This window comes from Pelagibacterium flavum, assembly GCF_025854335.1.
Classification (GTDB): domain Bacteria; phylum Pseudomonadota; class Alphaproteobacteria; order Rhizobiales; family Devosiaceae; genus Pelagibacterium; species Pelagibacterium flavum.
Map to the genome: position 1 here is coordinate 3,213,949 of NZ_CP107716.1, position 14,819 is coordinate 3,228,767.

Annotated in this window: 14 protein-coding genes; 4 read left to right on the forward strand and 10 right to left on the reverse strand. The window is 59.8% G+C overall.

Features of this window, described 5'->3' with window-relative positions; translation table 11 throughout:
- Positions 1-49 precede the first annotated feature (49 nt).
- A complete protein-coding gene (locus OF122_RS16180) occupies positions 50-1,138 on the forward strand; it encodes a LacI family DNA-binding transcriptional regulator (RefSeq protein WP_264225219.1) in 1,089 nt (362 codons plus the stop codon).
- A 49-nt stretch (positions 1,139-1,187) separates the two neighbouring features.
- Here the strand turns inward: OF122_RS16180 and OF122_RS16185 are convergent, their stop codons facing one another.
- The 4 genes from OF122_RS16185 to OF122_RS16200 form a co-directional block, all read right to left on the reverse strand.
- The gene (locus tag OF122_RS16185) at positions 1,188-2,300 is read right to left on the reverse strand and encodes a carbohydrate ABC transporter permease (RefSeq protein ID WP_264227686.1); all 1,113 of its coding nucleotides are present in this window, start codon (positions 2,298-2,300) and stop codon (positions 1,188-1,190) included.
- An 86-nt stretch (positions 2,301-2,386) separates the two neighbouring features.
- Positions 2,387-3,394 (reverse strand): carbohydrate ABC transporter permease, encoded by a 1,008-nt coding sequence (locus OF122_RS16190; protein WP_264227687.1) that lies wholly within the window; start codon positions 3,392-3,394, stop codon positions 2,387-2,389.
- Positions 3,395-3,472: 78 nt separating this feature from the next.
- Positions 3,473-4,780 carry an ABC transporter substrate-binding protein gene (locus tag OF122_RS16195; RefSeq protein WP_264225220.1) on the reverse strand — a complete coding sequence of 436 codons (1,308 nt, stop codon included), beginning with the start codon at positions 4,778-4,780 and terminating at the stop codon, positions 3,473-3,475.
- A gap of 216 nt (positions 4,781-4,996) precedes the next feature.
- Positions 4,997-5,263 carry a winged helix-turn-helix transcriptional regulator gene (locus OF122_RS16200; protein ID WP_319019374.1) on the reverse strand — a complete coding sequence of 89 codons (267 nt, stop codon included), beginning with the start codon at positions 5,261-5,263 and terminating at the stop codon, positions 4,997-4,999.
- 213 nt (positions 5,264-5,476) lie between these two features.
- Between OF122_RS16200 and OF122_RS16205 the strand changes: the two genes are divergently transcribed.
- Together OF122_RS16205 and OF122_RS16210 are read left to right on the forward strand one after the other, a co-directional pair.
- Positions 5,477-6,049 (forward strand): LLM class flavin-dependent oxidoreductase, encoded by a 573-nt coding sequence (locus tag OF122_RS16205; RefSeq protein ID WP_264225221.1) that lies wholly within the window; start codon positions 5,477-5,479, stop codon positions 6,047-6,049.
- A 33-nt stretch (positions 6,050-6,082) separates the two neighbouring features.
- Positions 6,083-7,753 (forward strand): FAD-binding oxidoreductase, encoded by a 1,671-nt coding sequence (locus tag OF122_RS16210; protein WP_264225222.1) that lies wholly within the window; start codon positions 6,083-6,085, stop codon positions 7,751-7,753.
- A gap of 3 nt (positions 7,754-7,756) precedes the next feature.
- On the opposite strand, the gene OF122_RS16215 is transcribed toward OF122_RS16210, so the two are convergent.
- The 6 genes from OF122_RS16215 to OF122_RS16240 all read right to left on the reverse strand — a co-directional run bounded on the left by OF122_RS16215 (position 7,757) and on the right by OF122_RS16240 (position 13,478).
- Positions 7,757-9,088, reverse strand: a complete 1,332-nt coding sequence (locus OF122_RS16215; RefSeq protein ID WP_264225223.1) for a GH1 family beta-glucosidase — start codon at positions 9,086-9,088, stop codon at positions 7,757-7,759.
- A 100-nt stretch (positions 9,089-9,188) separates the two neighbouring features.
- On the reverse strand, positions 9,189-10,268 hold the full coding sequence (locus OF122_RS16220) for an Mrp/NBP35 family ATP-binding protein (protein ID WP_264225224.1): 1,080 nt from the start codon (positions 10,266-10,268) through the stop codon (positions 9,189-9,191).
- A gap of 7 nt (positions 10,269-10,275) precedes the next feature.
- Positions 10,276-10,932, reverse strand: coding sequence for a fructose-6-phosphate aldolase (fsa, locus tag OF122_RS16225; protein ID WP_264225225.1), 657 nt, complete (start codon positions 10,930-10,932; stop codon positions 10,276-10,278).
- An 84-nt stretch (positions 10,933-11,016) separates the two neighbouring features.
- Complete coding sequence (locus OF122_RS16230) at positions 11,017-12,201, reverse strand: amino acid aminotransferase (RefSeq protein ID WP_264225226.1); 1,185 nt, start codon at positions 12,199-12,201, stop codon at positions 11,017-11,019.
- Between the two features lie 117 nt (positions 12,202-12,318).
- The gene (locus tag OF122_RS16235) at positions 12,319-12,771 is read right to left on the reverse strand and encodes a DoxX family protein (protein WP_264225227.1); all 453 of its coding nucleotides are present in this window, start codon (positions 12,769-12,771) and stop codon (positions 12,319-12,321) included.
- 98 nt (positions 12,772-12,869) lie between these two features.
- Entirely contained in the window at positions 12,870-13,478 is a 609-nt protein-coding gene (locus tag OF122_RS16240; RefSeq protein ID WP_264225228.1) for a class I SAM-dependent methyltransferase, read from the reverse strand.
- A gap of 119 nt (positions 13,479-13,597) precedes the next feature.
- Between OF122_RS16240 and OF122_RS16245 the strand changes: the two genes are divergently transcribed.
- Positions 13,598-14,764, forward strand: coding sequence for a M20 aminoacylase family protein (locus OF122_RS16245; protein WP_264225229.1), 1,167 nt, complete (start codon positions 13,598-13,600; stop codon positions 14,762-14,764).
- Positions 14,765-14,819: the final 55 nt, after the last annotated feature.

A 14,819-nucleotide genomic window follows, 5' to 3' on the forward strand; every position in this document is an offset into this window, starting at 1 on the left:
TGGATCAGCAAAGGGTAAGGCATTTGGGTGGAGGAGCCCTGATTATGCGATGATCACAGGCTCGAACCGGTCGCGAAAGCATACCGGGGCGCAGAATCGGAACGTCACGATCAAGGATCTGGCGGCTGAACTCGACGTGTCGATCACCACCATATCACGGGCGCTCAATGGCTATTCCGATGTTGGCGAAAAGACACGCAGGAAAGTGATAGATGCGGCGCGGCGGCTTGGTTACACACCGAACCGCAACGCGCAGCGGCTGGTGACGCGGCGGAGCCATTCGATCGCGTGGGTACAGGCTGACGACGACAACAAATTCGTAGATCCCCATTTCGTCGAGGTAATGGCTGGGGTTCTGCGCGAGGCGCGGATCGATCACTACGATATCGTGATGACCAGTGAAACGCTCGAGCGACAACTGGCGGCCTATGAGCGCTATGTGCGCGATGGGAGCGTGGATGGCTTTATTGTCGATTTGCCCCGCCCCAACGACCCGCGCATCGATTTTCTGCTCGACGCCAACGTTCCCTTTGTCGTGCATGGCCGCGAGGAGCGACAGGGCCAATATGGCTGGGTGGACGTCGATAATTACGGCAATTTCTACAATTTGACCAAGCTGATTTTGGCCAATGGGCACGGGCGGATTGCCTTTATCAACGGCGATGAGCGGTTTCTCTATGCCACAACGCGGCGGCAGGCGGTTTACGATGCGCTGCGCGATCTTGGGCGTTCGCCCGATACCGTGATGTATCTCGAAGGCACGCACCCGATGGTGGAGGCCGGATTTCAGCTCACCGAACTGGCGCTGACCGACCCGTCGATCACAGCATTTCTTTACTCGTCGATCCTCCTGGCGACCGAGGGCTTGGCAGCTGTATCGCGTGCTGGCCGCGTGCCTGGAAAGGACGTGATGATCGCCTCAATGAATGACGAACTGCAATATCTCAACCTAGCGCCTGTCGAAGGGCAGATCACCTATGTGCGATCCTCGTTGCGGGCTGCGGGCCGGGCGCTGGTGGCCGAGGTGATCCGGCAATGCGAGCGCAAGAAGAAAAGCGGCACGCTTATCCCATCCCTGTTCGATCTGGGTGCCGGAGTGTCAGGCGACGCCATCGCCGGTAGCGTCCATTTCGCATAAAAAAGGGCCGCTCCCTTTGAGCGGCCCTTCTGTAAGGATGGAATGCGCCTCAGCCGCCCTTGACCGAACCGGCCAGGAGTCCGCGCACGAAGTAGCGCTGGAGCGAGAAGAACACGATCAACGGAACGATGATCGAGATGAACGCCCCCGCGGTCAGGATTTCCCAATTGTCGCCGCGCGATCCTAGCAGAGCGCGCAACTGCCCCGTGAGCACCAGTTCGTCAGAACTTTGCCCAAGAAATACGATGGCGACGAGAAGATCGTTCCAGACCCAAAGGAACTGGAAGATGGCAAAAGACGCCAGAGCCGGGAACGAGAGCGGCAGCACCATGGTCGCGAAAATCTGGAAGTGCGAGGCACCGTCCATACGCGCGCTTTCCATAATCTCCCGCGGCAGACCGGCCATGTAGTTGCGCAGCAGGTAAATGGCGAGCGGCAGACCGAAAGCGGTGTGAGCAAGCCATATCCCAAGATAGGTCTTCGAGTTGCCACCGAACGTCGTCGCGATTCCATTATACATACGCAACAGCGGAATGAGCGACATCTGCAACGGCACGACGAGCAGGCCTACCATCAGCGCAACCAGCAGCGTTCGGCCCGGAAACCGCATCCAGGCCAGTGCATAGGCGGCAAAGGCGGCGATGAGAATCGGGATGATCGTGGCCGGCACTGTCACCGTGAACGAATTGACGAAAGCCCGCCCGATACCCGCCGAGGTCAGCACCTCGGTGTAATTTTCGAGCGTAAATCGGGGCGGAACCGCCGAGGTGTAGAACAGCCTTACCCGATCATGCTCGAAGGCAGTTGGCGATGTCCATACGTAGGAGCCGTCCTCGGAGACGATGATCTCGCCGCCAACACGCATTTGCGCCGGAGATCCAACGGCAAACTCGGTTGGATTGTTGATCGAGGTGCCGAAGCTGACGATGGTCTCGTTTGAGCCTTCCGCCAAGAGATTGCCGCGGATGACAAATTGTCCACCCTCCTCGATCTGATCGGCAGCGGTGCCAAGAACGCCAGCACTGCTCCGTTCAACTGTGGTGAGCGAGGTCCACCAACCGGAAACCGCAAGTTGATCCTTGTCCCGAACCGAGGAAATCAGCAGCCCGAACGTGGGAACCGTCCATATCACCACAAGGAGCAACAGGGCCAGATGGGCCATTGCACGCCCCGGTGTGACACGGACTTTGCTGAGCCAACTGGTTCTGGCCTCGGCCCCTGTCGTTTGCACGTCTGCGATCGTAGCCATCAGTGCGTCCCCTGTTCAGAACTTGCCTGGCGAATGTTCCAGATCATCACCGGCAGAACCGCAATCATGATGACCAGTGCAACGACCGAGCCGTGGCCGAAGTGATTGGCCCGGAACATCTGGTCGTACATGAGGTTTGCCAGAACCTGCGTATCCCACTGCCCGCCGGTCATGGCGAGCACGATGTCGAAAATCTTGAGCACGACGATGGTTATGGTCGTCCAGACCACGAGGATCGTGGGCAGGATCTGCGGGATCATGATATCGAAAAATATCCTGATGTCGCTGGCACCATCGATGCGGGCGGCCTCGATGGTTTCTTCAGGGATGCCCCTCAGTGCCGCCGAGAGAATGACCATGGCAAAGCCGGTCTGAATCCAGACAAGAATGACCATCAAGAAGAAATTGTTCCAGAAGGGCAGCGTGATCCAGGCCTGCGGTTCACCGCCGAACGCCATGACCATAGCGTTGAGCAAGCCGATCTGCTCTCCGGTGCCGCGATAATCATAGATGAACTTCCAGATCACCGACGCGCCGACAAAGGATATGGCCATCGGCATGAAGACCAGTGACTTGGCGATGTTGCCCCACCAAAGCCGGTCAGCGAGAACGGCCACGAGCAGACCAAAAGCCGTGGCCGCCGAGGGCACCACGATGAGCCAGAGCGCGTTATTGATAAGCGACTGAACGAAAGCAGGACTATTGAGCGCCCATATCCAGTTGGAAGAGCCGACGAAGTTTCGCCCGCCTCCATCGTAGAAGGTGAGCCTGATGGTCTCGAACACCGGATAAACGAGATAGACCGTCAGGAAGAACAGCGCTGGGAACAGGAAGATCCACGGACGGATACGCGTGCGCAAGGTGTCCCGGCGAATGGAAGTGGGACCGTCCACATCTTCCGTCGACAGTAGCCTGTCGAGAAGCCAGTTGCTTCCCCAGAAATAGATGAAGGCAAAACCAACGCCGATAACGATGGTTAAGGCCGCATAGAGAATCTGATTGACCATCATGCTCCCCCACACTCTTTGAGAGTGTCTCGTTGGATAACGCCGGAGCGAAAAACGCTCCGGCGTCAGTTTGTCAGATCAGAGGTTGTTCCAAGCAGATTCGATATTGGACGCCACATCCTCGGCGGACGCGCTGCCGACGAAATCGACCATGCCCGTCCAGAAAGCACCGGCGCCAATGGCACCCGGCATCAGATCCGAACCGTCAAACCGGAAGGTATCGGCAGCGAGGAGGATTTCTCCTTGTGCACGCAGGGTGTCGTCCGCATAGGCCGCCAGGTCAACGCCAGTATGCGGTGTGAGGAAGCCTGCGGTCGCCATCCAGATTTCATGGGCTTCAGGATCCTTGAGGAAGTCCATGAAGGCACGTGCGCCCGGGGTATCGTTGGTAATGGCAGCGAGAGTGCCCGCACCAAGAACCGGATTGCCAAGGTCTTTTTCGGCATAGCTCGGGAAGTAGAAGAAGTCGGCGTCCACGCCAAGTTCCGTTCCTTCGGGGAAGAAGGCCGAGATGAATGATGCCTGACGGTGCATGTAGCACTGCGGCGGCACCTGGAACAGACCTGCCGGGCTATCGCGGAAGTCAGTCGTGCCAACCGCCTGGGCGCCACCAGCGGCCCAACCTTCGGTCTTGACGAAGGTGCCGAAAGTATCGATTGCCTCGACCACGCGCGGATCATCGAACGGGATTTCGTGGGCGACCCACTGATCATAGACGCTGGGTTCGTGGGTGCGGAGCATCAGGTCTTCCACCCAGTCGGTGGCTGGCCAGCCAGTGGCAGCGTCCGAGCCGATGCCAATGCACCAGGGCGTACCGCCGTCGGCCACAATCTGCTCGGAAAGTGCAAGCAAATCTTCCATGGTCTCGGGCACTTCATAGCCGGCATCTGCGAAGTTGTCGGGGACGTACCAGACGAGCGATTTGAGGTTCACGTTATAGAAGAAGCCGTAAAGCTCTTCCTCGCCGTTCTCGTTGGCGTAGGTGCCCAGATCGACCCACGATTCGCCGGCCGCATAATTGTTGCGAATCCAGTCGCCAGAGCCTTCGGGAAGCGGTGTCAGGAAACCCTGGGACGCCATGGTGGCGGCAAGGCCGGGTTGCGGAAAGAAGGTGACTTCGGGTGCGGAGCCGGCCTGAGCGTCGATCACGATCTGCTGTTCGAGGCTGTCGGAACCGACATATTCAGCGTTCGCACCGGTGCGCTCGTTAAAGGCATCGACGACTGCAGTGAAAGACTCGATTTCAACACCACCGACCCAGGGGCCGAAAATGGTAAACTCTTCACCGTTCAGATCGGGCAGCTCAACGGCCTGCGCAAAGGCAGGAGCCGCAAGGGCAAGGGAAAGCGCCAGAGCTGAAGCTCCAGCCAGAAGTTTTTTGTGCATGTAGTCCTCCCATGGCACATGGAGACGCAAATTAAGGCGTCTGTTTGCCGAATACGACATTCCAAAACGTTTTGGCAACCAAAACGTTTTCGCCGCCCCTTTTAGCATTATGGGCTTTGTCGTGCGGCTATTTGAGCGTTGCACAAAGCTGCTGGTTTGCCAAGCCAGTAACGTGGTGTTGCTGGGCGCTTCACCACCTCCGGCGCAAGGGCAAAATCAGTTCCTGGAGGCGCCAGGGTCGGCATCGTAGTTGGCCCTTGCCGCATCGATGGCAGCAACGTTTTCCACTGCCCAATTGCTCAGGACGGTGCCTGGCGCCTGCAGCAAGCGTCCCAGATCGGTGAGTTCGTATTCGGCGCGTGGCGGGAGTGTGGGAATGACCGTGCGTTGCACAAGTCCATCACGTTCGAGACCACGCAGAGTGCAGGTCAGCATAGTTTGTGAAATATCGTCGATTGAGCGCAGCAATTGCCCGAACCGCAATGGCCCCTCGCCAAGACGCGTTACGATGAGCAGGCTCCATTTGTGGTCAATGCGGCCAGAACCTTACTGACCTTGAGACGCTTTTGGGTCGAGTGTGACTCTTGCCGGTCCGTTACTCTCATGTGCCTTACCTTACAGAAAAGTGCCGTCTTGCCCCGCGTTCAGCTCACTATCATATACGATGGGATCCAGGAGTAACAAAGGGAACCGGCAATGCCTGACTATGGCCACAAGCTGATGTTCGGGACATTTACGATCCCGTCCGCCAAGGATCCCCAGCGCGCCGTAGCGACCGCCCTGACGGCCGAAGCGGCGGGGCTGGATGCCGTGACGATCCAGGACCATCCTTACAATTCCGATTTTCTGGATACCTATACGCTGCTGACGTGGATCGCGGCGAAGACGAGCCGTATCAAGGTAGCTGCCAATGTGACTAACCTTCCGCTGCGTCCGCCGGTAATTCTGGCCAAGGCGGCGGCGAGTATCGATCTGCTTTCGGGCGGCCGGTTCGAAATGGGCCTGGGCGCTGGGGGATTTGGCGACGCGATCAAGGCGGCCGGTGGGCCGGACCTGACCGCCGGCCAGCGTGTCGATGCACTCCAAGAAGCAATCGGGATCATGCGGTCGATCTGGGACACCAGCCGAGCGGGGCTAAAGCATGAAGGGGAGCACTATCGGGTCGCAGGTCTGCGGCGCGGCCCTCGCCCGGCGCACGAGATCGGGATCTGGCTGGGCGCCTACAAGCCGCGCATGCTCAGGATCACCGGCGCAGAGGCCGATGGGTGACTACCGAGCTGGGAGTATCTCAAGACGCCAACGATGGCGGAATCGAACGCGATCATCGACGAGGCTGCGATAGCTGCCGGTCGGCAGCCTTCCGATATCAAACGGTTGCTCAACATCGGCAGTTCGGCCATCCAGGCGAACGATGGCGGCTTCTTGCAGGGACCGGCGAGCCAGTGGGTCGAGCAATTGTCCGAACTGATCCTCGAACACGGGTTCAGCGGATTCTTTTTCGGCGGCCACGATCCGGACCTGCTGCGGGTGATTGGCGAAGAGATCGCCCCCGAGGTTCGAAGTGTTGTGAGCAAGGCGCGGGCCGGTTCAGGTGTTGTGGCGCCGCGTCCGAGTGCGGTGCTGTCCAAACGGATGGATGGGATCGATTATGACGGCTTGCCCCCTGCCCTTGCGGACCGCGCCATCGAGCCGGGCGATTTTCGCTATGAGGGCGTGCGGCATTCCTACATCTGGTCGGGGCGGCCGGGGCTGGTGATCAAGCCGGAAACGGCCGAAGATGTTTCGGCGGCGGTGCTGTATGCGCGCAAGCAAGACGTGCCGCTTTCGGTGCGCAGCGGCGGACATGGGATCAGCGGGCGTTCGACTAACAGAGGCGGGATCATCATCGATCTTGGGTCAATCAACGCCATTGAGGTGCTCGATGCGCAGAGCGGGCTGGTGCGGCTGGGTGCGGGTGCGCGCTGGAGTGAGGTTGCGGCAAAGCTTGGCGAGCATGGGCTGGCGATGAGTTCGGGCGATTATGGCGGCGTGGGCGTGGGCGGGCTCGCGACGGCGGGCGGGTTGGGCTATCTGGCGCGCAAGTTTGGGCTCACCATCGATCATGTGGTGGCCGCAAAGATCGTGTTAGCCGATGGGCGCATCGTGCAGGCGAACAAGGACAACGAGCCGGATTTACTCTGGGCCATTCGCGGCGCTGGAGGTAATTTCGGCATCGTTACGTCATTCGAGCTTGAAGCCTATCCCCTGGGCAATGTGATCCAGGCCGTTCAGGTGTTCGATGGCAGCGACATGGCGGGCGTTCTCGAGCGTTGGGGCGCGCTGGTCGAGGCATCGCCGCGCGAGTTGACGAGCTTTCTCATGGCGGTGCCCGGACGGGCCGACCAGGGGCCGTTGGCCCAGGCGATCAGCGTTTATGCAGGCGAGGATGCCGATGCGGCGGCCGAGGCGATCAATGCTTTGGGCGAAGCCGGGCCGATTGTCGATCAGCGCGCTTATCTGACACCTTATGCCGGCGTTGTGGCCCATCCGAGCGGTGAGCATCGCGGGGGGAGCGCTGTGATCCGGTCGGGGCTGGTTGACCACATCACGCCCGAAGTCGCGGCGCGGGCGAACGGGCTGCTGGCCTCGGGGGCGGCCAATCTGTTGCAGATCAGATCGGTGGGCGGAGCCGTCAACGATGTTGCGGCTGACGCCATGGCCTATCCGCACCGGACGCAGAATTTTTCGCTGACTGCCGCCGGCAGTCGCGGGCGGGCGGAACTGCTCGATGGGCAATGGGGCGACCTTCGGCCACTGCTCAAGGGCATGTATCTCAATTTCGAGACCGACACACATCCAGGCAGGCTGGTCGAGGCGTTTCCCGAGCCCACATTGTCACGATTGCGGGCGCTGAAACGGCGCTACGACCCCGACAATGTGTTCAATTTGAACTTTGCAATTGAACCCCAGGAGAGCATTCGCGCCGCCTCATGAGGGTCAGGCGACGCGGGAGCGATTGGCTCCCGTGAGAAGAGACTGGAAGGCACGGTAGGACGATTTGGGCGTGCGTTTCTGGGTCTTGTAGTCAACATGAACCAGCCCGAAACGCTTGTCGTAGCCTTCGGCCCATTCATAATTGTCGAGCAGAGACCAGCCGAAATAGCCGCGCACATCGGCGCCGCGCTTTTGCGCGGCGAGGACAGCGCCCAGATGGCCATTGTAATAGGCGATGCGGCGCGGATCGTCGGTGCCTTCGATCTCGGCCATGCCGTTTTCAGTCACATAAAGCGGGATGTCGGTATAATCGGCCGAGATGCGGGTGAGGATTTCCTCAAGGCCCTCGGGGAAAATTTCCCAGCCGATGGCCGTCTTTTCGAGCGGACCATCGACCTTGCGCAGCGGGAAGGCACCACGCTCGGGAGCGTGCTCGTAAAGGCCGCGGGTATAATAATTAACCCCGAACCAATCGATTGGCGTCGAGACCACCGCCATATCGTCGGCAAAGTCGTCGGGCATGTGGGGGGCGAAATGGGCGAGGACGTCGGAGGGGTATTTGCCCTTGAAAAGCCCGTCGAGGTACCAGCGGTTGAAGATACCATCCCAGAGCCGGGCGGCGCCCATATCCTCGGGCTTGCCGGTGGCGCCCTGGGCGACTTCGAAATTGCATACGATACCGAGGTTCTTTCCGCCTTCGGCGCGCAAGGCGTTGATGGCCGTGCCATGGGCCAAAAGCACATGGTGAGAGGCACGGGCAGCAGCGCGAATGTCACGATAGCCGGGTGCGTGAACGCCGAGCATGTGGGAAAGGAATGCGACGCACCATGGCTCATTTATGGTGGCCGTTGTTTCGAGCCGGTCGCCGAAGTTTTTATGCACCATCACGGCATAGTCGGCGAACCAGTCGGCAATATCGCGGTTGAGCCAGCCGCCCTTGTCCTGAAGGGCACTGGGCAGATCCCAGTGGTACAGCGTCGCGAAGGGTTTGAGGCCCCGCTCGAGCATGCCGTCGATCAGACGGTCGTAGAAATCGACGCCTTTCTGATTGACTTGCCCTACCCCTTCGGGGATCAGGCGTGGCCAGGCAAAGGAAAAGCGGTAGGCGTCGAACCCCCCGTCAGCCAGCAGATCGAGATCTTCGGGCCAGCGATTGTAATGATCGCACGCGAATTTGCCCGTTTCGCTATTGTGGACGTTGCCGGGAGTCGTCGAAAACGTATCCCAGATTGATGACCCGCGGCCATCTGTCTGGCCGCCCTCGATCTGGTAGGCGGCGGTGGCCGCCCCAAACAGGAAATCCTCACCGAAATCGGCGCGCTTGTGGCTGAACATTGTCGACTCTCCGCCCAGAGTGCGAATTTTTGTAATCGGTTACATTATGACTATCAGCGTTTTTCCGATTTGTCATCATCGAGAAGCGTGTTGTCTGAAGTCAGAAAATTTTTGCCCTAGATAGAGTCGCTGCCAGACGCTCGGCGATGGCCACGAATGCCTCAGCATCTGGGCTGTCGCCAGACGAGACTGCAGGCTTGCCGGCGTCGGCGCCCTCGCGGATCGCCATGACCAGCGGGATTTCGCCGAGGAACGGAATGTCCATTTCCGCGGCGGCAGCTTTTGCGCCGCCATGGCCGAAGATGTCGTAGCGCGACCCGGTATCCGGCGCTATGAAATAGCTCATGTTCTCTACAATACCGAGAACAGGCACATTGGTGCGGGTAAGCATATCGATGGCTTTTCGCGCGTCGATAAGTGCCAAATCCTGTGGTGTGGAGATGATCACTGCGCCGGCCAGTTCGACCTGCTGCACCAGTGAAATCTGGATATCGCCGGTGCCCGGTGGCAGATCGACGACGAGGACATCGAGCTGGCCCCAATCGGTTTCACGCAACAACTGGCGCAGGGCTGACGTCGCCATAGGCCCGCGCCAGACCACGGCCTGAGTTCCGGTAAGCATCGGGCCGATCGACATGGCTTTTAGGCCATGGACCTCGAAGGGCTTGAAAATTCCATCGTCACGGACAGCGGGCTTGCCCTCGATGCCGAGCAGCTTGGGCAAGGAAGGGCCATAAAGATCGGCGTCGAGAATGCCCACCTTGAGGCCCTGTCTGACCAGGCCCAAAGCGATATTGACTGCACATGTGGATTTGCCCACACCGCCCTTGCCCGAGCCGACAGCAATTATGTGCTTGATGCCGGGGACCGGAGACTTGGGTGGAGGGCCGGGGCGCGGCGAAGCGCCCTTGGGCGCGGCCTGAGCGGGCGCCTTGTCGCCGGTGAGCGACACCATGACCTTTCGGCCCTCGGCGGCCTGTTGGGCCGCCTGTTCAGCCGCCGTGCGGGCCGGGGCGAACGCCTTTTCCATGCCCGGCGAAACCGAGATGGCAAAGGCCACGGCGCCCTTGGTGACGATGATGTCGGACAGGCCGGGAAATTCGGCAAGCGAAGACCCGCCGGGCACTTCTATGGTGCCCAGCGCGTCCTGGATTTTCTTGCGGACATCATCCTCGGTCAAATCGGGCTCAGATGATCGACTGGCCCGTGGACTTCCAATCCTTGACGAAGGCATCAAGGCCCTTGTCGGTCAGGGGATGGTCGGCCAGCTTCTTGAGCACACCCGGCGGAATTGTCGCCACATCGGCCCCGGCCAGGGCAGCGTCGGAGACGTGATTGGGCGAGCGGATCGAGGCGGCCAGAATCTGGGTGTTGAAATCGTAGTTGTCGTAAATCACCCGGATGTCGGAAATGAGCTGCATGCCATCGAGGTTGATATCATCGAGACGGCCCAGGAACGGCGAGATGTAAGTCGCGCCGACCTTGGCGGCCAGCAGGGCTTGATTAGCCGAGAAGCACAGAGTGACGTTGGTCTTTATGCCACGGTCGGATAGAGTCTTGCAGGCTTTCAGTCCGGCCAGGGTGAGCGGAACCTTGACCACGACGTTGTCGGCGATCTTGCTGAGGACATCGGCCTCGGCCATCATGCCATCATAATCCGTGGCAGCGACTTCCGCAGAAACGGGCAAGCCCGGCAGAAGGTCGCAGATTTCCTTGACCACTTCCTTGAAATCGCGGCCCGACTTAGCCACCAGCGACGGATTGGTGGTGACGCCGTCGAGCAAACCTGCATCGTGCAGTTCACGAATTTCGCTGATGTCGGCGGTGTCGACAAAAAACTTCATTTTCTCCCCCTTGGGATAATACTTTGGTCTAATGACCAAGGTGTAGCATGGAATGGTTGTGCCGCAACAATGGTGTCGTGTGTTTTATCGTGTGGCACCGACGATGGCATCGGCCAGGCGCTGAATACGTTCGTCAGCCAGGCCGGCGACGTTTATGCGGCTATCATCCAACATATAGACAGCATTTTCGGCTTTTAAATGGTCGACGGTTTCAACTTTAAGTCCCAAAAGCGAGAACATGCCGCGATGTTCGGCAACGAAATCAAAATCGGTACTGTTCGAACGTGAGCGGATCGCGTCGGCCAGCGCCTGGCGATTGGAGATCATACGGTTGCGCATGGCTTCGAGCTCGGCTTTCCATTCTGCGCGCAGTTCTGCGTCCTCGAGAATGACACGAACGATTTCCGCGCCGTGATCGGGTGGTTGGGAATAGGCGCCACGAATGAGGTTGAGCATCTGAGAATTGGCGATGTCGGCCTGGGCCGCATCCTCGCCCACGACGATGGCGCAACCGACCCGCTCCCGATAGATGCCGAAATTCTTCGAGCAGCTCGTCGCGCAGACGAATTCATCTATCTCCGCGGCGAGCGCACGCAGGCCGTAGGCGTCTTCGTCCAGCCCGTCACCAAAGCCCTGATAGGCCATATCGACCAACGGGAACGCGCCCGTGCGCTTGAGAGAGGCGATGACCTTATGCCACTGGTCGTGGTTGAGGTTGGCGCCGGTCGGGTTGTGACAGCAGCCATGGAGCAGGACGATATCGTTCCTGCCCAGGCTATCGAGCTTAGCGAGCATTTGGTCGAACCGGACCTTGCGGGTGTCCGGGTCGAAATAGGGGTAAGCCTCGACCTTGAAGCCGGCCTGTTCGGCCATGGGCTTGTGGTTGGGCCAGGAGGGATCGGAAATCCAAACCGTCGCGTCGGGATTGGCTCGTTTCAAGAGCGTCAGCAACACCCACAGGGCACCGGTGCCACCCGGAGCCTGCGCAGCGCGGACACGATCGTCGGGCACCGCACCATCGAGCGCGAGATCGACCATGGCTTTGGCAAACCCCTTGTTGCCGGCCACCCCGATATAGGACTTGGTTTTCGAAGAGGAAACGATGCGCTCCTCGGCTTTCCTGACGGCTGTCATGATGGGCGTATTGCCCTCGTCATCCTTATAGACGCCAATGCCGAGATCGATCTTGCCGGGGCGGTCGTCGGCAGCAATTTCGGCCATCAGCGCAAAAATCTTGTCCTGGGGTGCCTTGGATAGGGTCTCGAACATTCTCGCTCTCGAGCTTGGATAGGGAAAAGGCGCGCGGCCTTTATAGAATCCCCCGGCGCTAATGCAATGGCCGGGGGCGCCCAAGTGGGGGAATGGTTTTGCGAAATATGGCGCGCCTTAGAACTGGCGTCCAATGATGGCATCGACCGAAAAGCGGTTGCCGCCGGCCATGACGAAATAGAGCAGGATCGTCGACCAAAGGATGGACAACTCTGCGCCCGACCAGCCCTGCCCCATGGCAACCCAATGGGCATAGACGGTGGTGAGCAGCACAATCATCGTGGCGAAGGCGGCCGGGCGCGTGAGAAGGCCCAGCGCCAGAAGGATGCCACCGAAGAACTCGGTTACCGCCAAGAGGGGGGCCCAAAAGAAGCCGGGAGCAAAGCCCAAGCCCTCGACCATTCCGGCCATGCCCATGGGATTCTGGATTTTCGGCCAACCATGGACGATCAGGGCAATGCCGGCGAAGACACGCATTGCGGTTTCGGCGAGGGGGCGGCCCATGGCATAGATGCCATTGAGGGTGGGAACAATGAGGCGCGGTTCGGCGCTCGGAGTAGATTGGGTCATGCAAGAGTTCCTTGAGTGAAATAGTCCTCCCAGGGCTCACCATTCGCAGGAACAGCGATCGTACAAGTTAAATTTGCGCAATAAATGCAATAGCCTGGCTAGCCATTGGTCACAAACACGTCATAGCGCGTGGTCTTGCCCGATATCTGATGGCTGGGCTTGCGCAGCCCCTCTATCGGCGCAGCGCGTTGCGGCCATTTGAGAACGACACGGTTCTGGGCAGCAGCGAGCGCCGCCTCCATGAGTTCACGCGCGTCCAGGTCAGCCCCCACCACATCGCGCAGGTCGCGCATCTGCTTTTTGACCAGCGCCGATTTTGTGCGCTCGGGGTGCATGGGGTCGACCAGGACAACTTCAGGCCCGAGCGTTTGAAGAAGCGCGCGGGAATCGCCGTGGAGCAGCGTCATGCGCGCAATGATGGCGGCAAGCTCGTCGTCGTGCTCCCGTGCGGCGGCCATGGCGCACTCCAGGGCGGCATGGACCTGTGGGTTGCGCTCAATAAGGGTGACGTGTGCCCCCAGAGAGGCGAGAAAGAAGGCGTCGCGTCCCATGCCGGCGGTCGCGTCTACGATGGTCGGCGTTGCGCCTTTAGCCATACCGCAGGCGCGCGGCAGGGGCTGCCCCCTGCCCTCACCTCTGCGCAGGCGGAAGCCGACGGCACCGCCGACAAAATCGATGACGATCGAAGACGAATCTGCGTCTGGCATCTCTGGATCCAATTCTGTAAAGGGGGATAGCTCCCCGGCCCGCCAGAGACAAGAGACGTTGACGACGCGTGCCGCGGCGCAGACACTAGACGTTTCTCATACCGCCTTCAGGTTTCCCTATGCCCATCATCAACCGTGTTGCCGAATTCCACGCCGATATTACCGCGTGGCGCCAGCACCTGCATGCCAATCCCGAGCTTCTCTATGACGTCCATGACACGGCGGCGTTCGTGGTCGAGCAGCTCAAATCGTTTGGTGTGGACGAGGTGGTGACAGGGATCGGTCGGACAGGGGTCGTGGGAGTCATTCGCGGCAAGGGTGGTTCGGATCGCGTCGTTGGGCTGCGCGCTGATATGGACGCCCTGCCAATTACCGAACGGACCGGGAAACCCTATGCCTCTGGCAACAGCGGCAAGATGCATGCCTGCGGTCATGACGGGCACACGGCCATGCTCCTGGGCGCGGCACGATATCTGGCCGAAACGCGCAATTTCGATGGCACGGTCATCGTTATCTTCCAGCCGGCCGAAGAGGGTGGCGGCGGCGGACGCCTGATGGTGGAAGACGGACTGATGGAACGTTTCAACATTTCCCAGGTATTCGGCATGCACAACATGCCCGGCATTCCGCTGGGAGAATTCGCCATACGGACCGGCGGGATCATGGCGGGAACCGACCAATTCGCGATCGATGTTGAAGGGCATGGCGGGCACGCGGCGATGCCTCATCTTGCTGTCGATCCGGTTATCGTTTCCGCCCATATCATTTCGGGTCTGCAGACGCTGGTATCACGCTCGGTAGATCCGATCCGCTCGGCAGTTCTTTCGGTTACGACCGTCAACGCGGGTACAGCATACAATGTCATTCCGCGCACTGCGCGGCTGACGGGGACCGTTCGCACGCTGGACGATGAAGTGCGCGCCCAGATGGAAACGGGTATCAAGCGGCTGGCGCCCCGACTCGCGCAGGCGTTTGGGGCCGACGCGACGGTAACGTGGATGCGTGGGTATCCGGTTACGGTCAACGCTCCCGAACAGACGGCTTTCGCTGCAGAGGTCGCCCGTGAAATTGTGGGGGAGGATCGGGTGAATGACACTGTCGATCCCACAATGGGGGGCGAAGATTTCGCCTATATGCTCAGCGCGCGGCCGGGATCTTATATTTTCCTCGGCAACGGCGACAGCTCGGATCTGCATACAGACACCTATGATTTCAACGATGATGCGATTCCTTTAGGCGTGAGCTACTGGGTGCGGCTGGCGGAAAGAGCACTCGCGGCGCAGTAGGAACAAAGTCGATGCCTTGGGCGCTCCGAACCGGTCTCACACTTATCATTGCTGC